General features: G+C 64.6%; 20 protein-coding genes and 3 pseudogenes. 13 read left to right on the forward strand and 10 right to left on the reverse strand.

What is annotated here, in order from left to right; all coding sequences use genetic code 11:
• The first annotated feature begins 169 nt into the window (after nt 1-169).
• The 10 genes and pseudogenes from ABGT83_RS04310 (at nt 170) to ABGT83_RS04350 (ending at nt 10,167) form a co-directional block, all read left to right on the forward strand.
• Nucleotides 170-964: an SDR family NAD(P)-dependent oxidoreductase gene (locus ABGT83_RS04310; RefSeq protein ID WP_103265398.1), complete on the forward strand. Its 795-nt coding sequence runs from the start codon at nt 170-172 to the stop codon at nt 962-964.
• Nucleotides 965-1,049: 85 nt separating this feature from the next.
• Nucleotides 1,050-2,105, forward strand: coding sequence for a zinc-dependent alcohol dehydrogenase (locus ABGT83_RS04315; RefSeq protein WP_103265397.1), 1,056 nt, complete (start codon nt 1,050-1,052; stop codon nt 2,103-2,105).
• Nucleotides 2,106-2,231: 126 nt separating this feature from the next.
• Complete coding sequence (locus ABGT83_RS04320; RefSeq protein ID WP_103265396.1) at nt 2,232-3,548, forward strand: CaiB/BaiF CoA transferase family protein; 1,317 nt, start codon at nt 2,232-2,234, stop codon at nt 3,546-3,548.
• Between the two features lie 12 nt (nt 3,549-3,560).
• The gene (locus ABGT83_RS04325; protein ID WP_103265415.1) at nt 3,561-4,784 is read left to right on the forward strand and encodes a CaiB/BaiF CoA transferase family protein; all 1,224 of its coding nucleotides are present in this window, start codon (nt 3,561-3,563) and stop codon (nt 4,782-4,784) included.
• A 295-nt stretch (nt 4,785-5,079) separates the two neighbouring features.
• Nucleotides 5,080-6,372, forward strand: coding sequence for a DNA polymerase Y family protein (locus tag ABGT83_RS04330; RefSeq protein ID WP_346686130.1), 1,293 nt, complete (start codon nt 5,080-5,082; stop codon nt 6,370-6,372).
• 551 nt (nt 6,373-6,923) lie between these two features.
• Nucleotides 6,924-7,211, forward strand: a complete 288-nt coding sequence (locus ABGT83_RS04335; RefSeq protein ID WP_103265394.1) for an outer dense fiber protein 1 — start codon at nt 6,924-6,926, stop codon at nt 7,209-7,211.
• A gap of 52 nt (nt 7,212-7,263) precedes the next feature.
• Nucleotides 7,264-7,869 (forward strand): annotated as a pseudogene (locus ABGT83_RS13435) (GNAT family N-acetyltransferase); the annotation flags it as partial.
• Between the two features lie 258 nt (nt 7,870-8,127).
• A pseudogene (locus tag ABGT83_RS13440) lies at nt 8,128-8,265 on the forward strand (DapH/DapD/GlmU-related protein); the annotation flags it as partial.
• Between the two features lie 107 nt (nt 8,266-8,372).
• Nucleotides 8,373-9,098, forward strand: a complete 726-nt coding sequence (locus tag ABGT83_RS04345) for a pentapeptide repeat-containing protein (protein ID WP_346686132.1) — start codon at nt 8,373-8,375, stop codon at nt 9,096-9,098.
• A gap of 97 nt (nt 9,099-9,195) precedes the next feature.
• Nucleotides 9,196-10,167, forward strand: a complete 972-nt coding sequence (locus tag ABGT83_RS04350) for a DUF3737 family protein (protein WP_103265392.1) — start codon at nt 9,196-9,198, stop codon at nt 10,165-10,167.
• A 560-nt stretch (nt 10,168-10,727) separates the two neighbouring features.
• Here ABGT83_RS04350 and ABGT83_RS04355 read toward each other — a convergent pair.
• From ABGT83_RS04355 to ABGT83_RS04370, 4 genes are read right to left on the reverse strand one after another with little or no spacing between them, the layout of a single operon-like run.
• Nucleotides 10,728-11,276, reverse strand: a complete 549-nt coding sequence (locus ABGT83_RS04355) for a hypothetical protein (RefSeq protein ID WP_346686134.1) — start codon at nt 11,274-11,276, stop codon at nt 10,728-10,730.
• Entirely contained in the window at nt 11,273-12,097 is an 825-nt protein-coding gene (locus ABGT83_RS04360; RefSeq protein WP_103265390.1) for a TorD/DmsD family molecular chaperone, read from the reverse strand. Before ABGT83_RS04360 ends, ABGT83_RS04355 begins: the two co-directional genes overlap by 4 nt.
• A gap of 14 nt (nt 12,098-12,111) precedes the next feature.
• Nucleotides 12,112-12,687 (reverse strand): 4Fe-4S dicluster domain-containing protein, encoded by a 576-nt coding sequence (locus ABGT83_RS04365; protein ID WP_103265389.1) that lies wholly within the window; start codon nt 12,685-12,687, stop codon nt 12,112-12,114.
• Between the two features lie 12 nt (nt 12,688-12,699).
• Nucleotides 12,700-15,429 (reverse strand): molybdopterin-dependent oxidoreductase, encoded by a 2,730-nt coding sequence (locus ABGT83_RS04370; protein WP_346686136.1) that lies wholly within the window; start codon nt 15,427-15,429, stop codon nt 12,700-12,702.
• Nucleotides 15,430-15,694: 265 nt separating this feature from the next.
• On the opposite strand from ABGT83_RS04370, the gene ABGT83_RS04375 reads away from it, so the two are divergent.
• Nucleotides 15,695-16,639, forward strand: a complete 945-nt coding sequence (locus tag ABGT83_RS04375) for a LysR family transcriptional regulator (protein ID WP_346686138.1) — start codon at nt 15,695-15,697, stop codon at nt 16,637-16,639.
• Nucleotides 16,640-16,817: 178 nt separating this feature from the next.
• Nucleotides 16,818-18,671, forward strand: a complete 1,854-nt coding sequence (locus ABGT83_RS04380) for a YgiQ family radical SAM protein (protein ID WP_346686140.1) — start codon at nt 16,818-16,820, stop codon at nt 18,669-18,671.
• A 197-nt stretch (nt 18,672-18,868) separates the two neighbouring features.
• Here ABGT83_RS04380 and ABGT83_RS04385 read toward each other — a convergent pair whose 3' ends face one another.
• The 5 genes and pseudogenes from ABGT83_RS04385 to ABGT83_RS04405 form a co-directional block, all read right to left on the reverse strand.
• Nucleotides 18,869-20,230, reverse strand: a complete 1,362-nt coding sequence (locus ABGT83_RS04385; RefSeq protein WP_103265385.1) for a UDP-glucose--hexose-1-phosphate uridylyltransferase — start codon at nt 20,228-20,230, stop codon at nt 18,869-18,871.
• Nucleotides 20,227-21,465, reverse strand: coding sequence for a galactokinase (locus ABGT83_RS04390; RefSeq protein WP_346686142.1), 1,239 nt, complete (start codon nt 21,463-21,465; stop codon nt 20,227-20,229). Before ABGT83_RS04390 ends, ABGT83_RS04385 begins: the two co-directional genes overlap by 4 nt.
• Nucleotides 21,462-22,478, reverse strand: a complete 1,017-nt coding sequence (locus tag ABGT83_RS04395; protein WP_346686144.1) for a glycoside hydrolase family 2 TIM barrel-domain containing protein — start codon at nt 22,476-22,478, stop codon at nt 21,462-21,464. Before ABGT83_RS04395 ends, ABGT83_RS04390 begins: the two co-directional genes overlap by 4 nt.
• A gap of 109 nt (nt 22,479-22,587) precedes the next feature.
• A pseudogene (locus ABGT83_RS04400) lies at nt 22,588-23,019 on the reverse strand (sugar-binding domain-containing protein); the annotation flags it as partial.
• A 175-nt stretch (nt 23,020-23,194) separates the two neighbouring features.
• Nucleotides 23,195-24,454, reverse strand: a complete 1,260-nt coding sequence (locus tag ABGT83_RS04405; RefSeq protein ID WP_346686146.1) for an MFS transporter — start codon at nt 24,452-24,454, stop codon at nt 23,195-23,197.
• A gap of 89 nt (nt 24,455-24,543) precedes the next feature.
• On the opposite strand from ABGT83_RS04405, the gene ABGT83_RS04410 reads away from it, so the two are divergent.
• Entirely contained in the window at nt 24,544-25,455 is a 912-nt protein-coding gene (locus tag ABGT83_RS04410) for a LysR family transcriptional regulator (RefSeq protein WP_346686148.1), read from the forward strand.
• 270 nt (nt 25,456-25,725) lie between these two features.
• Here ABGT83_RS04410 and ABGT83_RS04415 read toward each other — a convergent pair whose 3' ends face one another.
• The gene (locus ABGT83_RS04415) at nt 25,726-25,848 is read right to left on the reverse strand and encodes a hypothetical protein (RefSeq protein ID WP_346686150.1); all 123 of its coding nucleotides are present in this window, start codon (nt 25,846-25,848) and stop codon (nt 25,726-25,728) included.
• Nucleotides 25,849-25,868: the final 20 nt, after the last annotated feature.

Below are 25,868 nucleotides of genomic sequence, written 5' to 3' on the forward strand. Positions count from 1 at the left end.
TTTCTTATGTCTATGATTCGTTTATCGAACGTCAATTAGACGGAGCGACTCCGGCGTTCCATAATAAAGGCCAGAAACTTGTGAGAGTTTTGAGATTTGACCTGCGGATTCCTTCGGGGGTCTACGGGTTGGATGCAATCAACGGGAGTAGTCGAAGGAAGGTCGCATTATGGGAAAGAATTGGTTTTCTAAGGACCCCAAGGAACAGCTCGCCGGCAAGACCGCAATCATCATGGGCGGCGGCTCCGGCATCGGCAAGGCCACGGCCGAGCAGTTCGCAGCTGCAGGCGCGAACCTCATGATCTGTGGCGTGCCTGAGCAGATCTGCCTTGACACCGCCGAAGAGCTGCGCGCCGAGGGTGCGAACGCCATCGGCATGCTGTGCGACGGCACCAAGGCCGACATGGTTCAGGCCATGATCGACAAGACCCTCGAGGAGTTCGGCAGCATCGACATTCTCGTTTCCACTGCCGGTATTTCTCTGCCGCGCATGAACTCCATCGACGTCACCGAGGCTGATTGGGACAAGATCTTCGCTGTCAACCTGAAGGCCAACTTCTTCCTGGCTACGGCTGTTGCTCGCGTTATGAAGGACAACCCCGACGGCGGCAAGATGGTCATCATCTCCTCGCAGCGCGGCATCTCCGCCATGGAGAACATCGCTCCGTACAGCATCACGAAGGCTGCGGTCATGGGCATGGTTCGCTCGCTGGCTGTCGACTTCGCGAAGTTCGGCATCCAGGTCAACGGCATCGCTCCCGGCTACGTCATGACCCCGATGGTCGAGAAGGTCTTCGCCGACAATCCGGCGCAGCAGGAGTACGTGTACAGCCGTACGCCCTCCAAGGTGAAGATGGGCTCGCTGCAGGAAATGGCCGAGGCCATCTACTTCCTCTGCTCGCCTGTGACCAACTACACCACCGGCCAGACCCTCATCCTCGACGGCGGCTGGTCCATCCAGTAGCGATCCAACGGCGCGTCCCGGGTCCGACGGCCGCGGGACGCGCTCCGGCTTTCATTTCAGCAGACTCTTTTCGAAAGGGGCACCAATGGAAGGCAAGATGAACGCGGTTTACATGACCAAGCCCGAGGCCGGCGCGTGGGAGTACGTCGAAGATGCGCCGATCCCCCAGATCAAGGACGACGAAGTCCTGATGGAGATCAAGGCGTGCGGCATCTGCGGCACCGACCACTCCCTGCACGGCTGGAACGAGGCTATCGCCAACTCGTACAACATCCAGTTCCCGGCCATCTTCGGCCATGAGTTCTCCGGCGTCATCGCCGAGGTGGGCCCCAATGCCCCCGCCGACCTCAAGGTGGGCATGCGCGTGACGGCCAACCCCGTGCTGTTCGACAATACCTGCGCCTACTGCGATAAGGGCCAGGTCAACATCTGCGACAACCGTCCCTTCTACGGCACCGACCTGCCCGGCGCGTTCGCCAAGTACATGGCCATCCGTGGCAGCAACGTCATCCCGATGCCGGACGAGGTGTCCTTCGTGCAGGGCGCTCTGCTCGAGCCGCTGTGCGTGGCCCTCAACGCCGTCGAGCGCATCCATCCCGAGGCCGGCGAGACCGCGCTGGTCATGGGCCCTGGCCCCATCGGCCTGCTTATGGTGGCCGTGCTGCGTCAGGCCTACGGCATCAAGAAGGTCCTCTGCTCCGGTCTGGCCAACGACGTCAAGCGTCTTGAGGTTGCCGAGAAGCTGGGCGCCATCACCATCAACGGCTCCGAGTGCGACGTCGTCGAGAAGGTCAAGGAGCTCACGGGCGGCAAGGGCCCCGAGATGATCCTCGACGCGGCCGGCCACTTCACCGTGGTGCAGCAGGCCGTCGAGATGGTTGCCAAGGGCGGCCGCATCGGCATCACCGGTCTGCCGGCGAAGCCCTCGACCATCCCGATGACCCCCATCGCGATGCGTCAGATCAGCATTATCGGCTCGCGCGCCTACGAGCGCAAGCACTGGCGCCAGGCGCTCAACCTCATGGCCAACGGCCTGGACATCAGCCTGGTCTCCAACTTCGTCCTTCCGCTGAGCGACTGGAAGAAGGGCATGGAGCTCATCGACGCCGGCGAAGGCCTGCGCGTCATCCTCGAGCCGTAAGGCGACGTTTCTCAGAGGAGTCCCATTGGGGATAAGCAAGGCCCCGGTTCGTGAAAACCGGGGCCTTCTTTCTAAAGCCGCGCCTCCGGGGAAGCCCCGGAGGGCAATCGGGAAAGGATTTGCTACATGAGTGGTTTGGAAGGGACTATCGTAGTCGACCTCACGCAGTACGCTGCAGGCCCCGCCGCGAGCCGCCTTCTGGGTGAGCTGGGTGCGACCGTTATCAAAGTCGAGCCGTTCTCAGGCGACGAGCAGCGCACCCAGGGCATGGCCTGGGGCATGAACTATAAGAGCGAGTTCGACGACGTGGCCTACGACTGCGGCTCGTTCAACAAGGAATGGACCGCTATTGACTGCAAGAACCCCGAGGGCAACGAGGTTATGATGAACCTCCTGTCCAAGGCTGATATCTTCGTCACGTCTCTGCGCGACGGCGCGCTGAAGCGCCTGGGCCTGGACTACGAGACGCTGCATGAGAAGTTTCCGAAGCTCGTATGGGCCCAGAACCGCGGCTACGGCGAGCACGGCCCGATGAAGGACGCGAAGGGCTTCGACGCCACGTCGTTCGCCGCGCGTTCCGGCTTCGTGAGCGCCATCCCGCAGGCCAACGAGCACTACGAGCCGGGCAACTCGCCCATCGCCTTCGGCGACTGGAACACTGGCTGCGCGCTGACCGCCGGCATCCTTGGCGCGTATGCGGGCGCTCTGCGCACCGGCGTGGGCGACAAGGTGACCACGAGCCTCTACCATGTGGGCACCTGGGGCATGACCTGCGCGCTCATCGCCGAGCAGCAGGGCTGCAAGCACCCCAAGGACCGCATGGAGGCCAAGTGCCCCACGAACAACTCCTACGTGTCCGCCGACGGCGTGTGGTTCCTCATGTGCTTCGGCAACTACAACAAGTACTGCCAGCTCGTGTTCGACACCATCGAGATGGACCCGAAGTACTACACCGATCCCGAGTACAACACGCTCGAGGCGCTGGCCGAGAACGGCAAGTACACCGAGGTCGACGCCGCCATCCATCAGGCGTGCAAGCAGTTCCCGTTCGAGGAGCTCGAGAAGCGCTTCCGCGCCAACGATATCCCCTTCGAGAAGATCCAGACCGTCGCCGACGTGCTGGCCGACGAAGAGGCGTTCGCGAACGACCAGCTGCGCCGCGTGAAGTACGAGAAGCAGGGCCCCACGAGCGAGTTCACCGAGAACGACGAGTACATCGTCACCACGCCGCCGTTCCGCCTGGCCTCCATCGGCGACCCGGTGCTGCATCGCTCCCGCCCGGTGGGCTACGACACCCGTAAGATCCTGAAGGAGATCGGCGGCTACAGCGACGCCGACGTCGACAAGCTGGCAGCCGACGGCGCCGTGCTCGAGTACACGGGCGATCCGCTGCCCGAGTCCGTCCTCGAGCCGAGCTACGGCCCGAACTCCAAGAAGAACTAGGTGAGGTGCACAATGGCGAAGAACACCCCGTTTTCCAAGCTGACCGTCCTCGATTTCTCCCGCTACCTGCCCGGCGGCTACGCGACGCAGGTGCTGGCGGATCTCGGCGCGACGGTGATCAAGGTCGAGGACACCGGTCTGGGCGACTTCATGCGCCACGACTATCCCACGATGGGCGGCGGCATTTCCTACTACGTGACCGCGCTCGGCCGCAACAAGAAGTCCGTGTCGCTGAACCTGAAAGACTCCGAGGTCGTCGACTGGTTCCTGAAGATGGCCGCTGAAGCCGACGTGATCGTCGAGAGCTTCCGCCCCGGCGTCACGAAGAAGCTGGGCATCGACTACGAGTCGGTCAAGGCCATCAACCCGGGCATCATCTACTGCTCCATCTCGGGCTACGGCGCCGAGGACCCGCGCTCGAAGAAGGCGCAGCACGACTTGAACATGCAGGCGACGAGCGGCTACCTGTCGGTCAACCACGGCTCCATGTCACCGCTGCACCTGTGCGACCTGTCGTCGGGCATGGTGGCCGGCCAGGCGATGCTCGCGGCGCTGTACGCCCGCGAGGTGACGGGCGAGGGCTCCTACATCGACACGTCGATGTTCGACTGCTTCGTGTGGTGGAACTCGCTGCTCGATTCCCGCTGGTGCTTCAACGGCGGCGAGTGCAAGCGCGAGGACCTGGAGTACCCCTCGACGGCCTACAACGTCTACGAGACCGCCGACGGCGGCAAGCTGGCCCTCGGCATGGTCGAGGCCAAGTTCTGGGAGCCGTTCTGCGACGCCATCGGGCATCCCGAGATCAAGCCGACGGGTCTCATGCGCGAGTGGGAGGCGCCCGAGGCGTTCGAGGTCGTGCGCGAGGCCATCAAGTCCAAGACGACCGCCGAGTGGATGGAATGGCTCGAGGACAAGGACTTCTGCATCGCCAAGGTGAATTCCAAGACCGAGGCTGTCGAGCAGATTACGCGCGAGAACCCCGAGGCGTTGGCCTGGGTTGAGTTCCCGCGTGTGGGCCGCGTGCTTCAGACGGGTCTGCCGCATCACATCTCCACCATTCCGGTTGAGATTTCCGAGTTCGAGGAAGTGTCGCCGCTCGGCGCTGACACGGCCGAGTATCTCAAGAAGGTTGGAGCCGACGATGCCACGATCGCGCGCCTGAAGGAGAGCGGTTCCATCCGTCTGGGCGACGACATCGAACCCGAAGAGGATCGCGCACCCATCGCGCCTCGCTAAAACATGCCGTAAGGCGTTCGGTCCGATCGGCGCGAAGGGAGTCGCGGCGCGGGCCGGGCCTTGCAACTGGGGGAGGGGCACTTGATGGCGACCGCAAGGTCGCCATCGCCCATTTCCTGGCCGAACCGCCGGGTTCTGCAATCATATATAACCTGGCCAACACCCTTTTCTCGTTGCCGAAACTCCATGGTCTGTTCGCTTGCGCATGCGATGGCATTGTGCGAACATACGTTCTTGCAGTGATGTGAAGCGTGAGCCGGCGGTGCTTGCGCGGATGAGCGGAGGGGCGAAACCTATGACGGAGAGGCGGCGGCCAGCAGGCGCGCATCGCGTGGTCTTCCATTCGGACATGAACGCGTTCTACGCGAGCGTCGAGCAGGCCGATCGGCCGGAGCTGCGCGGACGCCCCCTGGTCGTCGGCGGGCACGAGGAGCTTCGGCACGGCATCGTGCTGGCGAAGAGCGCCGAGGCGAAGGCGGCTGGCGTGAAGACCGGCGAGGCGCTGTGGGAGGCGCGCGCAAAGTGCCCCGGGCTCGTGGTGGTAACGCCGCGCTACGGGCTGTACCAGAAGTATTCGCTGCTCGCACGGCGCATTTACTACCAGTATACCGACCTCGTGGAGCCGTTCGGGCTCGACGAAGCCTGGCTCGATCTCACCGGCTCGCTGCGCCTGGCCGGCGCCGGCGCACTCGAGACAGCCGCCGAGATCAGCGAGCGCATGAAGGCCGAACTGGGCTGTACAGTGTCCATCGGCATCTCATGGAACAAGATTTTCGCGAAGTTCGGCAGCGACTATCGCAAGCCCGACGCCATCACGGCCATCACGCCAGAGAACTATCGCGATCTCGTGTGGAGCGCTCCAGCCGGCGAGCTATTGTATGTGGGGCGCGCCACTCGGAAGAAGCTGCATTCGTCGGGCATCGACACGATCGGCGACATAGCCCGTGCGTCCCCGGAGCTGCTGCAGCGCAGGCTGGGAAAGATGGGTGGCGTGCTGCGCGCGTTCGCCCGCGGCGAGGACGAGACGCCGGTGAAGCCCTACGACGCGGCTCGCAACGAGGTGGACCACACGATCAAGAGCTACGGCAATGGTTTGACAGCGCCTCACGACATCGCGACTCCCGAGGATGCGAAGGCGCTCATCTACCTTCTGTCGGAATCGGTGGCGCAGCGCCTGCGCGAGGGGCGCGTCCGTGCCTCTACCATCGCTATCGGCGTGCGCAGCGCGGACGACCTGGTCAGCTACTCGCGGCAGACGACGCTCGCCCGCGCGACGAACGTGACGGGCCGCATCGCGCGCACGGCCTGGGAGCTGCTCGAGGCGAACGAGCCGCTCGACGAGACGCGTCCGCTGCGCGGTCTGCACGTGCGCGCCTCGGGCCTGGAGCCCATGGACGCGCCCCAGCAGCTAGAACTTGCTCTCGATCCGCGTCTTCACATGCTGGAGGACCTCGACGAGACGATCGACGATCTGCGCCGCCGGTTCGGAAACACGTGCGTCCAGCGCGGAGCCGAGCTGCTCGACGAGAGCTTGCTCGACCTCGACATCAAGCGCGATAACGTGATCCATCCGGTCGGGTACTTCTAGCGCGAGGCGGGTTGGACGGAGGCGACGCAGGCCGCCGAAGCCGAAGGACGCCACACGGCACTGGTGCTGTCGGAGTTGTGCGGTTTTGGCGCCATCAGAGCGAAGGGTTCTCCGCAGCGTCGGGATGGTGAAGCGTTCGGCCGCGGCCCGTTCATCCTGACATGCAGCTAAAAAGCCGAATTCTGTCAAAAAAACGAGGTATGGGAAGCCCGAAGCCGGTTTTCGGGCTTCGTGCGAGGGACGTGCGGGAGGCCTCGGCTGTGTTCGCCCAGGTTGCGCGACGGCGGCTAGGATCCGATGGCTCGCCAGCCTTCCCCTACCTCATTTTTCTCGCAGAATTCGCGAATTTTGCTGCCGAACCAAGATTAGCGGGTCGCAGGCTCGCTCGCCTTGCGCACGGAGCGGAAGGGGGAGTCCGTGCTCGCGTTGTACGCGGGAAGCGAAAAAAGGTCCGGCTCATTTTGCGCGCGGGGCGCGGAGGAGTGGTCCAGGCTCGCGTTGTGTGCGGTGCTCGCGGTGCGTGCAGGAAGCGAAGAAGGGAGGGTCGAACGATGGTGCAGGGCATCGCCAGCAGGCGCAAGCGATACGTGGAGGTGGAGGCGATGTTTCTGGCTGACGGCTGCATCGTACCGCGCGCCGTGGTGTGGGACGACGGGCGTCGGTTTCCCGTGCGCGCCGTGCTGGGCACGAGGCGTTGCGCCTCCCTCAAGGTGGGCGGCGAGGGTGTGCGCTACGACGTGGTGGTCGGACATGCACATACGTTCCTCTTCCACGAGGACCCGCGTTGGTTCGTGGAGGAGATCGTGCCCGAAGCGCCTTCGGACGCGCCCATCGGCTAGAATGGTCGGAACGAGACGAAGGGCCGCACGGCGGCCTGGCGAGGAGGAACGAATGGACCGGATCGTTGTCGAGGACGTGCGCGAGCGTTCAGCGGAATTGGTGGAGAAGCTCGCGGGCGTCTGGGAGGCGTCGGTGCGGGCGACGCATCACTTTTTGACCGAGGCGGACGTCGTTGCGTTACGGCCCGAGGTCTACGAGGTGCTCGAGAGCGTCGCGCAACTGGCCGTGGTGCGCGAAGGCGGCGCACCCGTCGCGTTTGCCGGTGCGGAGGGTGGCGTGCTGGAGATGCTGTTCGCAGCGCCGGCCGCGCGCGGATGCGGCGTGGGGAAGGCGCTGCTCGCGCATGCTGTCGAAGATTGGGGTGTGCACCGGCTCGATGTGAACGAGCAGAACCCGGCCGCGCTCGGATTCTACGAGCACGAGGGATTCTTCGTGGCGGCGCGATCGTCGGCCGACGGGGCGGGCAGGCCCTTCCCGACGCTGCACCTTGCGCTCGCAACGGGCATCCGCGCGCAAATGGCGTCCGGAGAGTGGTTCGAGGCGGCCGACCTGCTGCTTGAACAGGATCGTATTCGCGCGCGGCGCATCATGCAGCGTTTCAACGCGGATGCGACGCTTGACGACGAGGGGCGCGCCGCGCTGCTGGGCGGGCTGCTCGGCGCCTTGGGAGCGGGCTCGTCAATGTCGGCGGGCGCGCAGGTGGACTACGGATACCACGTGTACGTCGGCTGCAACTGCTTCTTCAACTTCAATTGCACGTTTCTCGACGGTGCGCCCATCGTGTTCGGCGACGACGTGTGGGTGGGGCCGAACTGCACGTTCGCTACGGCGCTGCATCCGATGGTCGGGCGCGAGCGCGCCGTTTGGTTCGATGCCCAGGACGCGCCCCATCTGCGGGAGCGCAACCTGCCCATCGTCGTGGGAAACGACGTGTGGATAGCCGCGGGCGTGACGGTGAACCCGGGCGTGACCATCGGTGACGGGGCGGTCATTGGGTCGGGCAGCGTGGTGACGAAGGATGTGCCGCCGCGCACGCTCGCCTTCGGCAACCCCTGCCGTCCGGTGCGCGAGATAACGGCCGAGGATGCTATCGGGAATGCTGGTGTCGTCGAGGCTGCGGCCGATGCTGCCCACGCGGAGGCCGAAGCGGGTGCGGCTCTATGACGGCGGCAATGCGCGGCGCAAACGACGGCCCTGCATCTGCGGCATCGGCATCCGTATCGGCATCTGCACCTGCGCCCGCGCGATCGAACATTCCCGGCTTACTCGTGGACGTCTCGTCACTCTCGCGGTGGATCGTCGACGAGAACGACGGCGATCTGGTGGCCGCCCATCTGCGCCTAACGGGCTGCGTGGAAGCCGATGCCGACTTTGCGCTGCTTGAGCTGGCCGAATCGTGTGTCGAGGGTTGCGCGTTCTCCGCGTGCGATTTCTCGCGGGCGACGTTCGCCGACGTGGCGTTCTCCAACTGCGACTTCTCCAACTGCGACTTCTCCGAGGCGGGCTTTACGCGCTGCACGTTCTCGTCGTGCAAGTTCACCGGTGCGAACCTCACCGAATCTATGCTGCGGCTTGTCGAGATGTGTGATTCGACGTGCGCGTACGCGTTCTTCACGAAGGCGAAGCTGGAAGATGCCGCCTTCCGCGCGACCGATTTCGTCCATGCCGACATCTCGGAGGCGCGCCTGCGCCGCGCCGCGTTCGACGATGTGCGCTTCGCCGGTACGAGCTTCTTCCGCACAAGCCTGGCCGGCGTCGACCTTTCCACCTGCCAGATGTCCGACATCGTGCTCTCCGACACCATGAGTGAACTGCGCGGATGCTCGATGGACCTGTTCCAGGCCGCCGGCATCGCGCGCAGGTTGGGCGTGATCGTCAAAGATTGAACAACGCTCGACCACTCTCCACGCAAGCTCCATTTGACTTGGAGCGGGCTCCAGGTTCTATGATCGTATCGATTCGAGATGGAGCCGAGGGGCGCGCATGCGGGAAAACGCTGCGATCGCCCAGAAGAGGGAAGTGGAAGCATTGACGATATCGAAAAGCGGCAACGCCGCTGCGGCATGTGAGATCACGGATCCGACGGCGCGGCCTTTCGTGGCCTCAGGCGGCCCGGCGGTCGTGGAGAACCAGGCCTTTGACGGCGAACGGGCCCTGTACGGCGCGCGCCGCCTGCGCGTCGAGAACTGCCGTTTCGACGGCCCAGCCGACGGCGAGAGCGCGCTCAAGGAGGTGTCCGACGTGGAGGTTGAAGACACGTTCTTCAACCTGCGCTATCCGCTTTGGCACGCGAGCCGCGTGCGTTTGAGGCGCTGCCGGATGACCGATCTGGCGCGCGCGGCGCTGTGGTACTGCGACCATGCGGTCATCGAGGATTGCAGCCTGCACGGCATCAAGGCGCTGCGCGAATGCCGCGACGTGCGCCTGTCCGGCTGCAACGTGCGTTCGGCGGAATTCGGGTGGTCGGTCGATCAGCTTGAGGTGGCGGACTGTTCGGTCGAGGGAGAGTACCCTTTCATGCGCGCCGAGAATCTGCGGTTTCGCGATGTCTCGCTGAAGGGGAAGTACTCGTTTCAGTACATCCGCAACGCGGAATTCGACGACTGCTCGTTCGACACGAAGGACGCGTTCTGGCACGCCCGCAACGTGACCGTGCGCAACAGCGTGGTGCGCGGCGAGTACCTGGGATGGTATTCCGATCATCTGACGTTCGAGAACTGTCGCATCGTCGGCACGCAGCCGCTGTGCTACTGCACCAATTTGAAGCTCGTGGACTGCGAAATGATCGATTGCGACTTGGCGTTCGAGAAATCGGACGTCGAAGCGCGCATCCTGACGCCCATCGACAGCGTGAAGAACCCGTATCGGGGCTTCATTGAAGCGCCGTCGGCCGAGGTCGTCCTGGATGATCCGCGGGCAGAAGGACTCTGCGACCTCCGCGTGGGTGCGTTCTAGCAGGTTCCGACCCGTGAACGGGGCGCCGCAGACTCCTTCTTCGGCGCTACTTCGGCCGCCACGGCGACTGGCGATGCAATGCGGCTTCTTGCACGGCGATTCCGCATTTTTGGACAAAATTTTCGGTTTTCGCAGCCTAAGTGGGACATAGGTGCCGCGCGCGAAGGAATGTCCGCTTCACAAGAAAAGTCGACCTGGGGCTATGCAGGCAATCTTCGCTTACCTTGGCACTGATCAGTAAAACTATCGAAATTTTTGTCCAGAAATGCGGAATCGCCGTGCAAAGCTGAAGGCGAAGGGCGATGGTGTGGTGGGTGGTATCCGTGCGATAGCGTCCAGATACGATCTCGGACAATGGTTGCGCCGAAGTGTCCGACAATCGCTCGAATATCGAAGTGTTGGAATCGCTCAAGCGCCGAAGTGCCCGGAAGTACTCAAGCGCCGGTATTGCACGTCCTCGTTCTGGGCGCGATGCTGTGCGAAGGCGTGAAAGCAAGGGCGGAGGCGACGGCGCGTATGGTGTCGCCGCCTCCATCGAAGAGGTCGCAACTGCTGCCGCGCTAGGCCTCGGGCCAGGCGGCGTGGTTCAGGTGCATCACGTGGCAACTGGCGCATCCTTCGACGTTTTCCAAAGGCATCGAATCATGACGATCGTGCCATGCGCCTTGCGTGTGGCAGCCGCTGCGTAAGCAGAAGCCCTCGGTATTGGCTAAGTTGCTCGGGCCCAGAGAATCTTCGAAATCACCTGCGACCCACTTCAGCCCTTCGCTGATTTGCTGGTCGATGCGCGGTTCGTGGCACGACAGGCATCCAACGCCGGCTTCGAGGTGCCTGTCTGACATGAGTGTGTCCGCCTCGTAATAGCCCTCCACATAGGAGTCCATAGGGCTGTGGCAGACGGCGCTGCAGAAGCTCGGCTGTTCGTGCCATACCCACAGACCGGCGCCCGCCGCCACGACCACGACGGCGACGACACCGATGGCGACACCCGCTTTGCGGGAAAGCCGCCGCGGTCGCTTCGGAGATTCGGCGGGCGTGCTGCGCTTTGCTCGCCGCCGACCTCTGTTTCGGGTTTCGGCCGAGGTGAGGCCGTTATCCCATTCGTTCATGCTCGTTCCCCTTTCAATGTGGACGGCAGCGCGTCCAAGAAGGCCGCGTCCAGCCGCACGAGCCTTTCCAGCAACCGTGCGGCTGTGGCGTACGGGCCTTGGCAGGCGTTCGCGAGATCCGCGGCATGCGAATCCGAGCTCGCGTTGGCGAGATCCGCAGAAAAAGGCCCGATCCATGCTCCCAGGTGCTCTTCGAGAAACGAAGCGCTGGTCTGCCGCGCCCGTTCGAGCGCATCACTATCACCTTCTTCCCATGCCTTCTGCATGCCCTGGGCCAGCCGGGCGAGAAAGTCCAGCTCAAGCGCCAGGTGGTCGTCGGATACCTGGGGGTAGCGCTCGGGTATGAAGCCCTGCGCGCGATAGGCGGCGCGCACCTCCAGCGTGATGCGGGTGAACAGCGAGCCGTCCTTGAACTTCCAGACCGACTCCCAGGGTGGCGCGGGAAGCGCGCCCGGTCCTACGAACAGGCGGGCGTAGTCGATGCGGCGGGCTGGCACGTCCTCAAGGCCGGCGAGCGCTTTGCCGAACGCCTCGGCATCGCAGGCCGTGCCGCCCATGAGCACGAACGCCTCCCGGGCGAGTTCGGCATCCACGGCCTGCACAAAGCTTTCATTGGGCTCTTCGGCGAACAGATGCTGGAACAGGGCGTACAGATACGCTCGCGCCGCTAGTCGCTCCGGCACGCCCGCGTCGTCTGCCGCCTGCTCCCGCACGCCCTTGCCGGTTGCCAACCGCTCCACCACGCCCACACCCGCCGCCGGCCACTCCGCCAACCCGCGCCGGCCGGCGGCCGGCGTCCGCTCCAAAGTCCTCTCTTCCATGACTCGCCCCCTCCCTACACGATCGCGCGGCGACAAGGTTGCACGTAGGCTTGCTCCTTCGCGCGGATGAGCAGGTTGGGAGACGTCTCGTCGGCCGAGGGCAGCACGGGCAGCTCGCTCACCAGGCCCTCTCCATGGGCCGCGCGCAGCTCGTCCACGTCGCCGAACTCGATGGCGCGCATCGGGCAGGCGTCGACGCACACAGGGTTCTTCCCGTTGTCGCGGAAGGTCTTGCACCCGTCGCATTTGCCCGACACACGCCGATCCTCGTCGTAGGAAGGATGGCTGTAAGGGCACACGGCTGTGCAGGTGCGGCAGCCGATGCAGACGTCTTGGTCGATGAACACCGTGCCGTCCTCGGCTTTTTGGCAGGCGCCGGTTGGGCAGTTCTCCACGCAGGCGGGTCGCTCGCAGTGGTTGCAGGTGGCTGCAAGGTTGAAGCGGCTGGCGGTTGGGTAGACGCCCACCTGGTAGGTCTGGACTTCCCGGAAGATCACGTGGTCGGGTAGCTCGTTGCGGTCCTTGCAGGCCACCTGGCACGCGCGACATCCCGTGCAGCGGGACAGGTCGAAGTAGAATCCCAAAGACATGACGTACCCCTTCTATTCGTTGACGACGATCGGTTGCGGAAGCGGCTTGTCCAAGTCGAGCGGCACGGCGCGTCCCTCGAACTTCTCCACCTGCACGACCACCGAGTTAAATCCCATAACCAGCGACTCGGCGAAGTACGAGCCGTTGAGCGTGCTGTCAGACGAGCCGAAATCGATGCCGGTTTCCTCGTCTATCTCCACCCAGCCGCCATGGGGGATGGCACACACGCCCTCCATGAAGCAGTCGTCGATGGCCAGGTGGCGCACCACCTTGCCGTAGGGGCTCGACACCAGCACGGCATCGCCGTCCGTCAGCCCGCGTTCGGCGGCGTCCTTACTGTTCATGAAGAACGGGTTCACGTACGCCTCGCGCAGCCACGGCGTGTTCTCCAGGATGGTGTGCGCGCGGCGCAGGTAGTGCGGCTGGAAGCACTGCAGCGGGTAGTCGCCCTTCGTCTTGCTCTCCCAATCGGCGAACGTCGCCTCGTAGTTGTCCTTGGACTGGAAGAACACGGGATAGGGCTTGAACTCGTGCTCGGACACGCCCATGAGGTTGAGGATGTCGGCGCGCGACTGGCAGTAGATCTCGAACTTACCGCTCTTGGAAGGCAGAGGGTGCGCCTCGGGGTCGGCGACGAAGTCCTGGTAGGCGATCCACGTCCAGTTGTCGTTCTCGCGCCGCGGCGCCTGGTAGCTGCCGGTTTTCACGAACTCATCGTAGTCGATGACGCCCTGCTGCGGCTTGCCTTCCAAGCCCAGCTCGTCGATCTTCTCCTGCGTCACGGTGACGAGCGGCATCACGCCGGTGCCGTCCTCGGTGCGGATGGTGGAGGTGAGCACGGCGTCGAAGCGGCGCTGCGTGTCGGAGCGCGTGTAGAACTCGCGCGGGTCCAGGCCGCACTTCTCGGCCAGAAGCTCCACGAACTGCCGGTCGCTCTTCGCCTCGTACAGAGGCTCGCATACAGTTCCGGGGATGAGCATGAAGTCGCGGTTGATCTGCGTGTTGATCATGCCGGTTTCGTATTCGGCGTTCTCCCAGCGCGTCGTGCAGGGCAGCACGATATCGGAGTACTGGGCGGTGGGGCGGAACTGCCAGGTGTGGCAGACCACGAGGTCGAGCCCGCGGAACACCTCGATGGCCTTGTTGATGTCCATGTTGGTGGAGAAGCCCTCGTTGTTCTGGGCGAAGTAGGCGCGGATGTTGATGTCGCGCTCTTCGGGCTCCACGATGGACGACGATCCGTCGGCGTAGCTGATGGTGCCCATGTAGTGGTAGCTGCCCTTGAGCACGGCCGACCACATCTCGGGGCCGGTGATGGCGTCGTCGTTGGGGTTGGCGATGGTCAGCGTGCCGATGGCGCTGTTGCCGGTGGTCATGGCATCCAGGTCGGGCAAGGGCGCGCCGCACTGCACGATGGGCTCGCCGGAATTGCCTGCCGAAAAGCTGAAGATGCCGCCGGTGGCGTTGCCCGGCCTGCCCAGGTGCCCGCCCATGCAGCCGATGGTCAAAAACAGCTGCGGGAAGTACTCGGAGCCGTTGTAGCGGGCGGCCGCGTAGCTGTGCAGGTTCATGACGTTGTTGCCCCGCGCCTGCAGATGTGCGTACCAGCGGATGTCCTCCACCGGCGTGCCGCAGTATTCGGTCGCCCACTCGGGGGTCTTGGGGATGCCGTCGTAGGCGCCCAGCACGTAGTCGTGGAGGTTCTCGTCCACCGTGGCATCATCGGGCATGGTCTCGGCGTCGAAGCCCACGCAGCAGCGATGCAAAAAGTCCCAGTCCAGGATGGATCCGTTCTCGTCCTCGATGATCATGACGTAGGCCACGGCCAACAAGAATGCCGTGTCGCTGCCGGGCAGCACGCGTATCCAGCGCGCATCGAGTGTGGAGGCGGAGAAGTTATAGTCGGGTCCCACGTAGACAAACGCGGTGCCGTTCTCCTTCGCGCGCATGAAGTGGTACATGGGGTTGCCCGCCGAGCACCAGGCGGGATTCGCCGAATACAACACAATGGTGTCGGCGTTCAGCAGGTCCAGCCGGTCGTTCGAGCCGTTGATGTCGGGGTTGATGGCGTAGGTGATCCCCAGGTTCGGCGTGCCTACGAAGTAGGAGCCGTAGGAGTTGGAGTTGAGGAACGGAATGTGGCCGCCCAGCTGGTCGAGCACATTCTCCAGCTGCGCGCCGGCGTAGCCGCCGATCATGATGGAGCGGTTGCCGTACTCGGCGTAGATGCGGTCGATCTCCTGCGCGATCATCTCGCAGGCCTCGTCCCAGGTGATGCGCTCCCATTCGTCCTTGCCGCGCAGTTCGCCGTGGATGTTATCGCCGCCGCCGGGCTGCCAGTGCACGCGCTTCAGGGGGTACTTGATGCGGTCGGCGCCGAACAGGTGCTGGCGCTGAGAGCGGCCGCGCGGACAGGCGCGCTGCTGCGGCAGCTCGAAGGTGTCGTCGTGGGTATCGTCGGTTTTCACGCGCATCACCACGCCATCCACCGTGTAGGCGCGCAACATGCAGCGGCTGCCGCCGCAGTTGTGCCAGCAGGGCACGGTTACCCACTCGCCGTGCAGGTTCGGATCGAACTCCGCGTCTAGGCGGTGTCCGTCCGGGGTTGTGGCTTGGGTGGCTTCGGCGGCATCCGCCTCGCGCAGCGTGTTGTCCGGGCTGCACCCGGTCGCGGCCAATGCGGCGGTTGCCGCCGCCGCTGCTCCGATGAAGCTTCGCCTTGAGATAGGAATGCGGTCCATGCGTCCCCTCCTTGTCTTCGGGCCGGGCGTTCGGCCCCTGTGCGGTCGAGCCCGGCACCTTGCAGCAGGTGCCGGCCCTTCTCGTCCTTGCCGGGCCGGTTCTTCTTTCGTGCGGAGACCGGCCCCTTCATGAAGCCTTTCGGCTCCGATTCGATTATTCGCGCGTACGGGGTAGGAAAGCAAATACCTATATTGATTTGTATTATATAGAGGAAAGGCATACTATAGGTTTGACGAGGAAAGGCCTGCGACAGGAGGAAGGCTCATGCAATCGCCCGAAGCCATGCGACCGCATCTCGAGATACACGCCCTGCGCTACTTCCGCGCGTTCGTGCAGGAGGGCACCGTGCTCGGCGCGGCCAAGGCGCTGCACATCACGCAGCCTACGCTTTCGCGACAGCTCATCAATCTGGAGAAGCAGATGGGTTGTCCCCTGTACGTGCGGGAGGGCCGCCACGTGAAGCTGACGGAGAAGGGGCGGGTGCTCTACCAGTACGCCGAATCGGTGGTTGACCTCGTCGAGAAGGCTGAGCGCGAGCTGGCGTCGGAAGACCGGCAGGTGGCGGGAAATGTGTTTCTGGGCCATGGCGAGCCGTTGGCCATGCGGCTGGTGACCATGGCGATGAAGCGCACGCGAGAGCTCTTCCCCTTCATCCAATTCCACCTGTTCACCGGATCGACGGGCGACTTGTTTGACAAGCTCGATACGGGGTTTCTCGATTTCATCGTGGAAAGCGAGGTGGTGGGACGCCCGGGCTACCGCCAGCTCATGATATCCTTGGCCGACAGATGGGGCGTGGTCATGCGCAAGGACGACCCGCTTGCCGAGCGCGCCTCCATCCGCCCGGCGGATCTGGAGTGCAAAGACATCCTCTGCTCCCGGCAGGTACTGAAGGCGGGCGTGCTGCGCGATTGGGCGGGCGACTCGTTCGACAAGATGCGCCAGGCAGCGACATTCAACGCGGGATCGTTCATGATCAGCATGATGCCCCTGTACGGCATGGCCTATGCGTTCACCTACGAGAACGTGTTCGAGGTGAACGGCTCGCGCGATCTGTGCTTTCGCCGCCTAGAGCCGGCGACCGAATCGGAATGCGGCCTGATCTGGAAGAAGAGTCGCATGCTATCGGCTCCGGCCAAGGTTTTTCTCGAGCAGATGGAGAAACTGTGCGAGGATCCGGGCGCGGCGCTTGCGCTCGATCTGCCTTGACGTCGATCCACGTTCGCGCAGCACGTCGTGCTGCTGAAGCGGCGCGGCAGCGCTTCAGCGCGTCCGTGCTATACTCGGCTTCGGTGCGTCGTCTCGAGGCGTTGAAAAGACGCCGGGAGCGCCGCACGTCGAACCGCCGCTGAGAGCCTCATATCAAACCGCGCGTTGAGGGAGCTGCATGGAACACGGGTTTTTGCCGGTCAATCGCCGGGACATGCTCGATCGGGGATGGGACCGGGTCGATTTCGCGTACGTGTCAGGCGATGCTTACGTCGACCATCCTTCGTTCGGCATGGCCATCATCACGCGGCTTCTGGAAGCGAAGGGCTACAAGGTGGGCGTCATCGCACAGCCCGATTGGAACGACGAGCGCAGCATCGCCGTGTTCGGCGAACCGCGGTTGGGCTTTCTCGTGTCTGCGGGGAACATGGACTCGATGGTGAACCACTACACGGTGGCCAAAAAACGTCGCAAATCCGACGCTTATTCGCCGGGAGGCGCGGCGGGCCGGCGGCCGAACCGCGCAGCGACGGTCTATGCCAACCTGATCCGACGTACGTACAAAAAGACGCCTATCATTCTGGGGGGCATCGAGGCGAGTCTGCGCCGTCTTGCGCACTATGACTACTGGTCGGACAAGATCAGGCGCTCGATCCTTCTCGACTCAGGTGCCGACCTTGTTTCCTACGGCATGGGGGAGCACTCCATCGTAGAGATAGCCGACGCGCTGGACAGCGGCCTGTCCATCCAAGATCTCACGTTCATCGACGGGACGGCGTACAAGGCAGCCTCGCTCGAGCACGTTTACGACGCCGAGGTGCTGCCTTCTTTCGACGAGCTCAAGGCCGATAGGCTAAACTATGCGAAAAGCTTTGCCGTACAGTATGCCAATAGCGATCCCCTCACGGGCAAGCGCCTGGTTGAGCCGTACTCCGATCGCGAGTTCGTTGTGCAGAACCCGCCTGCGGCTCCGCTTTCACAAGAGGAGTTGGATGCGGTGTACGCGCTGCCCTACATGCGTGCTTGCCACCCGATGTACGAGCGCGAAGGCGGCGTGCCGGCTATTGCGGAGGTGAAGTTCAGCCTGACCAGCAACCGCGGCTGCTTCGGCGAATGCTCGTTCTGCGCGCTCACGTTCCATCAGGGGCGTATTGTGCAGGCGCGCAGCCACGAATCGCTTCTGCGCGAAGCTCGGCTCATCGTCGACGATCCGGGTTTCAAGGGATACCTGCACGACGTGGGCGGCCCCACGGCGAATTTCCGCGCTCCGGCCTGCGAAAAGCAGCTCAAGCGCGGCGCGTGCCCGAACAAGCGCTGCCTCTTTCCCGAGCCGTGTCGGCAGCTGGATGCCGACCACGGAGACTATCTGGAGCTGTTGCGCGCGCTGCGCGGCCTGCCCGGCGTGAAGAAGGTGTTCGTGCGCTCGGGCGTCCGTTTCGACTTCGTGCTGGCTGATCGGGTGCACGGAGACGCGTTCATCCGCGAGCTGTGCGAGCACCATGTGAGCGGGCAGCTGAGAGTTGCTCCTGAGCACGTGTCCGACGCGGTGCTCTCGGTTATGGGCAAGCCTGAAAACCGCGTGTACCAGCGCTTTGCGCGCGCCTTCGAGCAGGCCAACGAGGAACTCGGCAAAAAGCAGTACCTGGTACCCTATCTTATGTCATCACACCCCGGATCGACGTTGGACGAGGCGGTGGAGCTGGCCGAGTATTGCCGCGATTTGGGTTTCAACCCCGAGCAGGTGCAGGATTTCTACCCTACGCCGGGCAGCATGTCCACGGTCATGTACGCGACAGGCGTCGATCCGCGCACCTTGCAGCCGATCTACGTGCCGAAAAACCCGCATGAAAAGGCGCTTCAGCGCGCGCTCATCCAGTACCGCGATCCGAGGAACCGCGATCTGGTGCGGGAGGCGCTGCGCAAGGCCGGCCGCATGGACCTGATCGGATACGGGCCGAAGTGTCTTGTGCGTCCGAAGAAGGATGCAGGTGTTCGAACGGGCAAGGGTGCCGGTTCTCGACATCGAAAATGAAAGCTACGATCTTGCGTAGCTGCGGCATGCGTCCCGTAGGCGATGCGAGCATGCTTCTGGTGGGCGACGGTGCTCCGAAGGCGATCGGCCGATGAGACGGTGCGAACGCGCCCTACCGGGAAGACGCCGTTGACGCGCTGCCGTGCTGACGCGGGTTCGTCATGTACTGCGGCGAGTGTTTCGACCGAGTTGAAAGCTCATGCGAATTCCGAGAAGAAGGCATTCCAGCCGGAGGCTCCTGTCGCATTGCGCTTGAAGACGCCGGTCGTCTCGAGGATGGCGGTGAAGGCGCGGGCGACCTCGTCGCGCAGGACAGGGTGGATCGGATCGTATTCACCGGCGGTGGGAGCGGCGAGCTCGGCTCTGCGCCTGGCGAGGATGTCGGCGGCCCAGGCGGCGTGCGAGGCGGTTCCTTCGCACGCGCGCAGGCGACTCTCAATTTCGTCGGGGGCCCGTTCTGCCCGAGCGGCTTCAACGAGCTCGCATCCCGTCCGGGGGAGCTCGCGTGCGAGGCGCGGCGGCAGGACAGCGAGCCCCATGATCTCGATGAGGCCGATGTTCTCCTTCTTGATGTGGTGCAGCTTTTCATGAGCGTGAAAAACGCCCCAAGGATGAGTTTTGTCTGTACGATTGTTGCGCAGCACGAGGTCCATCACGTAAAGAGCACCCCTTCGACGCACGATAGGGTTGAGCGTATTGTGGGGGCCGTCCGCATCCTGCGCGACGATGCCGCACGGCTCGAAGGAGAAGCCCTGCCATGTCTTCAGGACGCGAGCGGCGACGCGGGCGAGAGCGACTCGGTCCTCCGAGACAAGCCGCAGCGTCGATGCCGGCCAGCGCACGATGCCGCAGCGCACCTGGGGCGTCCCCGGCAGCGCTACGTTGCGCTCGATGGGCGCCTTCATAAGCGGAAGCACGTGCCGCCCGCCCTGGAAGTGGTCGTGCGAGAGGATGGATCCGCCCACAATGGGCAGGTCGGCGTTCGACCCAATGAAGTAGAACGGAAACAGGTCGACGAAATCGAGCAACCGCACGAAGCAGGCCGCGTCGATCTTCATGGGCCGGTGCTCGGCCGAAAGCGCGACGCAATGTTCGTGGAAGTACGCATAGGGCGAGAACTGAAGGCCCCAGCGCTCGCCGGAAAGCTCGATGCGGGCGATGCGCAGACCGGGCTTTGCCGTGCGTCCGGGCGCACGGCAAATGCTCTCGTTCTCCCAGCAGAGCTCGCATTGGGGGAATGACGGCGATGGCGGGGTGCTGTGAGAGGCTGCAGGTTGCGCGGCGTCCGCCGTGGCATTGGAAATCGAGGCGGCTCCCGCTTGTGCCGCGGCGATGGCGCGCGGGTCCTTTTCGGGCTTGGACAAGTTGATGGTCATCTCCAGAGTGCCGTAAGGGCTCGCTGCGGTCCAGCAGATGTTCCGCGCAACGGCCCTTTCGTCGATGTAGCCGCTCGAGGTTCCGAGGCGATGCAGGTATGCCACCGCGGCCTCTGCATCCAGCGCGAGCAGGCGGTCGAACTCCGCGCGCACCTCAGCTGGCGCGGGCAGCGGCGCGCTCATCGGATGAGCCTCCTTGCACGCACGCCGGGTGCGCCGATGGTCACCGGCATGCAGGCCTCGTAGCCCAAAAGCTCGTCCATCCTCGCGCGGAACATCTCAGTATCGCCCTCGGGCACGAAGGCGAGCACGCTGCCGCCGAATCCGCCGCCGTGGATGCGGAACGCCCCGCGATTGCCCAGAAGATGCGCGCACAGCGCAAGCGCCACCATGGCGCTCTGCTCGGAGCCCGTGTGGTCGGCGCGCGGCGACACGTTCTGGAGATACTGCGCCGACGAGGCGCCCGACAGTCGAACGAGCTCGAGGAACGTCGCAAAGTCGCCGGCTTCGAGCGCATGCTTCTGCGCGGCGACGCGATGCGTCTCCTCGAAGAAGTGGAGCGCGCGCAGGGCCGCCCGATCGCCCAGGTCGGCGCGTACGCCCGCGAGTTCGGAGAGGAACGCCTCAAAGGGAACGTCTTGGAGCCGCCTGCGCCCGAAGCGCCGCGCGACGGCGAACATGTCGGCGGGGACGGCTACGAACTCGTCGGTGTGCCGCGTGTGGTCGCAGCGGCTGTCCACCAGCAGCAGCGAGTGCCCGCACGCGCTCATGTCGAAGGCGACCGGAGAGACGCGTGGCATCTCGCCCGCGAAGTCGAGCTCCGCGATGCCGCCGAAGGCGCTCGCCAACTGATCCTGCGCGCCCGAGGGCTTGCCGAAGTAAACGGCTTCGGCCCATGAGCCGTCGAGCGCGAGCTGGACGACGCTGCGGCGCGGATCCAAGCTGTCCGGGCCGCACACCGTGCGGATCAGCATCGCCAGCAGCATCTCGAAGGCGGCCGACGACGAGACGCCGCAGCCGGAGGGGATGTCCGAGCACGTGACGGCGTCGAAGCCTCGCAGCTTCCCGCCTCCGCGCGCGGAGGCGGCGGCCATGCCGCGCACGAGCGATAGAGGCGTGCCGCGCTCATCTGTACGCGGCGCAAGGTCTTGCACGTAGACGCTCGCCTCGCCGAAGCCCTCCATGCTCACGCGGATCTCATCCGTGCCGTTTGGGGCCGCCAGGGCGAACATGCGCCGGTCGATGGCTGTGGAGATGGTGCGTCCGCCCTGGTGATCGGTGTGATTCCCAGCCAACTCCACGCGTCCCGGTGCGGATGCGAATGCGAACGCGCTGCGGCTTGCGTCGCCCGTGCCGCCGAATCGTTCCGCGAATCGCCAACGCAGCAGGTCCAGAGCTTCGCCTTCGGTCCGCGTCATAAGCACTCGCCCTCCTCGAGCTTGTTCACGCGTCGGTCGTAGGTGATGAGACCGTTCGTCTCCTCTTCCACGTCGGAAAGTTGGGTGTACACGTAGCCGGCTAGTCCTTTGGCCTCGAGCGCGTCGGCCTGGGCGAGCACCGAGCGCACGCCGGCCCGAAACGACGTGAGGTTACCGAATGAGCCGTATCCGTACGACGTGGGAAGCACGCTGTGCCCCGGCACGCGAAGCGACAGCCCACCGAATTCCGAGATCACGAACGCACGGTGCGGCCGAGCTGCATCGGCGTACACCTCGAGTGGACGGAAGTAGTTGTGCACGCTCAGAAAGTCGCCGCAACGTTGGTCATACCAACCGCTCACGGCGTCGATGGGGCGCGTCGGATCGAGACGGCGCACAAGTCCGACCGCCCGACGGGCTTCGAACTGCCCCCACGCCTCGTTGAACAGCACCCAAGCGCAGATGCAGGGGTGGTTGCGCAAGTGCTCCACCGTGCCTTCGCACGCAGCGATCCATTCTGTGCGAAACATCGGATCGTCGGCGGCCAGACCGGGGAAGTGGTGCGGGTCGTCGTCGGCGTAGCGGCTCCACGATCTGCGGAAGAACGTGGGCTTGTAGCTGGAATGCCAAGGGCTTGGAGTTGCGCCGCCGCTCACCATGTCCTGCCATACGAGCATGCCCAGCTTGTCGCACCAATAATAGTACCGATCGGACTCCACTTTGATATGCTTGCGCAAAAGGTTGAAGCCCAACTCTCGCATCGTGCGTACATCGAAGGCGAGCGCCTCGTCGACGGGCGCGGTCATGAGGCCGTCGGGCCAGTAGCCTTGGTCGAGCACGCCTCGCAGGAAGAGCGGCTTGTGGTTGAGGTGGAAGCGCGGTACGCCCTGCGCGTCCGGCTCGACGCTCACGGTGCGGAAGGCGCAGTAGCTTCTCGTGCGATCGTGTCCGAAGGAGAGCTCGAGGTCGTAAAGGTGCGGATCGTCCGGGCTCCAAAGATGCGGTTCGGGCACATCCAGCGCGAGCTCGCAGCGCCCATCCTCTGCAGGCGCTTCGGCGCACGTCCAAGAGGTCCGTGACGTCGAAGGAAAACGGCAGATAGCCGCCCACGTGCTCGCCCGCGCACGAGCCGTTCACGTAGCAGGCGCACGCGTGATCCACCGCCTCGAAATGAAGGATGACGCGCCTGTCGTCGGTAAGATCGGGCGTGGCAAACGTCCGTCGGTACCACAGAAGCTCGTTTGGCTGCACCTGCCGGTTCACGCCCGAGAGTGGTGCTTCCGGCGAGTAGGGCACGCGTATGTGCCCGTCCCACGTCTCCGGTCCATCCGCTCGCCGCCATGCGTCGGCCGCTTCGTCGGCTGTTTTGATCGCGTAGTCCCACCAACCGTCGAGCAGCTCGAAGTTCTCGCGTGCAAGCTGAGGCCGGGGATGGACCGCCTGGCGTTCGTCTCCCGCTGCCAGTGCCTCGCCCCATGGCGTGAAGAGCTCCTGCAGCTCAACGTCCTCCGGCTTGTGCGGTGCGCTCGCCAGCATGCGCTTGATATCCAGCATTGCTACGGCCTCCTGTTCGCACGTGCCACGCGCCGAACTTGTCCTGGATGCATCCTACCGGATTCCACCTTCCCGCGCACGTCCTTCTGCGATGCCTGATCATCTCGACCCAAGAGCCATGATCGAAGAGCGGAGCACGCGCAGCGCCCGAACAACGCATCCTCGGTCCAGTTGATTACTCCAGCTCGTTTGCGGCCGCTGCGGAGACGCGGGAGGCATCGACGGGGCCTTCGGCGTTGCGATGCGCAGTCATGCGGACGAGCATCAACGCCAGCGCGGCTGCTGCGAGGGCCAGCACGGCACCTGTCGGCCCGGTGGCCAGCAGGCCTCCCGCGTTCACCACGAGGCCTCCCGCGAACGATCCCAGCGCGATGCCCGCGTTGAACGCCATGGGGTGCAGCGAGGCGGAGAACGTGAGGGCGCTCGGGTAGTCGGCGCGGGCGACGTCCTGGAACAGCATCTGCACGGTGGAGTTCATCACGTACATGAGCAGGCCCACCGCGAGGATGTTCGCGATGCCGACTACCCCGGCGGGAAGGCTCGCGGCCAAAAGCGCCAGCAAGGCCGCGTGCGTGACGAAGACGACGGGCAGCGCGCGCAGCCCGAAACGGTCGGCTACCCATCCCGACAGCAGGTTCGAACCCACGCACGTGACGCCGAACAGCAGCAGCACGAGGCTCGCGCCGGGCGCGTCGAGGCCGACGACGTCGGCGAGGATGGGCGCGAGATAGGTGTAGAACACGTAGGTGGATGCCACGCCTGCGAGGATCATGGCGGCGGCGCCCAGCACGCGTGCGTCGCCGAGCAAGCGCAGTTGCGATCGCAGGGTGGGAGCAGCGCCTGCAGCATGCGCGGAGGAGCCGCGGGGGAGCGCCGGCAGCAGGGCGGCGCTCACGGCCAGGCCGAGCGCGAACACGCAGGCGTAGGCTGCCTTCCATCCGAGCATGTCGGCCAGCGCGGTGCCGATGGGCACGCCGACGACGCTCGACACCGAGAACCCGGCCAGCACGAGGCCCAGTACGGCGGCCACGCGCTCCTTCGCCACGATGTCGGGCACGTAGGTGAGCGCGAGGGCCAAAAGCGTGCCTGATGTGGCGGCGGGCAGCATGCGCGAGACGAGCAGCAGCGCGTAATCGTCGGCGAACAGCGTGAGCAGGTTGCCGGCGCTGAACACCGCCAGCAGCGCCGCCATCACCTTGAAGCGGTCGGCGCGCGCCGTGGCGAGCGCGACGACAGGCGTGGCGACGGCGCAGGCGAGCGCGTAATAACCCACGAGGTCGCCGACGAGCGTGAGCGGCTCGCCCAGCCCCTCGGCCACGGCGGGCGTGATGCCGATCAGCACGAACTCGGCGAAGCCGAGCGCGAACGCGAGCGCGACCAGCAGCGCCGCCGCGAACGCGGTGCGCCGGGGGCTTGCGAGGTTTCCGGTGCTCATAGAGGCCTCCAACGAATGGTCCCTGTCTTCCTTATCCACCGTACCGCCCTCGTGGTAAAATAGCCAATGCTTATAATGAAAGTCTTTATATGCCTATCGGGTATAGAGAATCGGAGGACGACATGGAGCTTCGGACGCTCAGGTACTTCCTCGCTCTCGCGCAGGAGGGTACCGTCTCGAACGCGGCGAAGGCGCTGCATGTGACGCAGCCTACGCTGTCGCGCCAGCTGGCCGACTTGGAGCGGGGCTTCGGCAAGCAGCTGTTCGAGCGCGGGGCCAAGCGCATCGTGCTCACCGACGAGGGAGTGCGCCTACGCGAGTACGCCGAGGCCATCGTGGAGCTGGCCGACAAGGCCGAGGCCGAGCTGGCCCAGCCCGAGCGCGCCGTGGCCGGCGATGTGTACGTCGGATGCGGCGAGTCGGACGCCATGCGCATCATCCTGCGTGCGGCGAAACGTACGCGCGACGAGCATCCCGGCGTGCATTTCCATCTGTTCAGCGGCACGAGCGCCGATTTGATGGACCGCTTCAACGAGGGGTTGTTCGACTTCATGGTGGAATTCGAGGCCGTGAGCCGTCCCGATTGCCTGTCGTGCCCGCTTCCGACGCTCGACACCTGGGGCGTGCTCATGCGCGCGGATTCCCCCTTGGCGGATCTTCCCGCCGTGCGCGCCGACGACCTGGCCGCGCATCCCGTCATCTGCTCGCGCCAGGCGCTCAAGGCGGGCGTCATGCAGGCGTGGGCGGGCGAGGCGTTCGATTCCTGGGACGTGGTGGCCACGTACAACCTCGTGTTCAACGGGGCGCTCATGGTGGAGGAGGGCCTCGGGTCGGCCATCTGCTACGACGGGCTGGTGAAGACGGTCCCTGGCGGCCCGCTGTGCTTCCGGCCGCTCGACCCGCCGCTCTCCTCGAACATCGACGTGGTTTGGAAGAAGCATCGCCGCCTCTCGAAGGCCGCCGAGACGTTTCTAGGCTGCTTGCAGGAGGAATGCGGCTAAGACGAAGCGGCGGCGCGCGCGAGCCCGTTCCGGCGATTGCGAAGAAGAGACGACGCATAGCCGACTGGCGGCCGTTTTCGACGGAAATTCGTCGTCGATCGGGTCCTCGGGGATCCACGCTGTTTAACGCTCAACACTGAGCTGGTAAAACGTAGAGGCGAGGCAATCCGCTCGCGGTTTCGACTGCATCGCGCTGCCCAAGGCGGTGAATTTCCGTCGAAAACGGCCACGATTCTCTAAATCGGTGGCGCGGACGGAGCGCGCAAGCGGTTATTCCCGACGTAGCCATTCGTCGCCGGTTTCGACGCATTTCCCATCGGTCCGGTAGCTGGCGATCTTACCGTCGAGGCGCTGTACGGTGACCTTCATCTCCTCGAGCTTCGCGTTCAGCATGTCGCGTTGCTCGACGAGTA

It is taken from the genome of Enteroscipio rubneri, from assembly GCF_963929405.1.
Classification (GTDB): domain Bacteria; phylum Actinomycetota; class Coriobacteriia; order Coriobacteriales; family Eggerthellaceae; genus Enteroscipio; species Enteroscipio rubneri.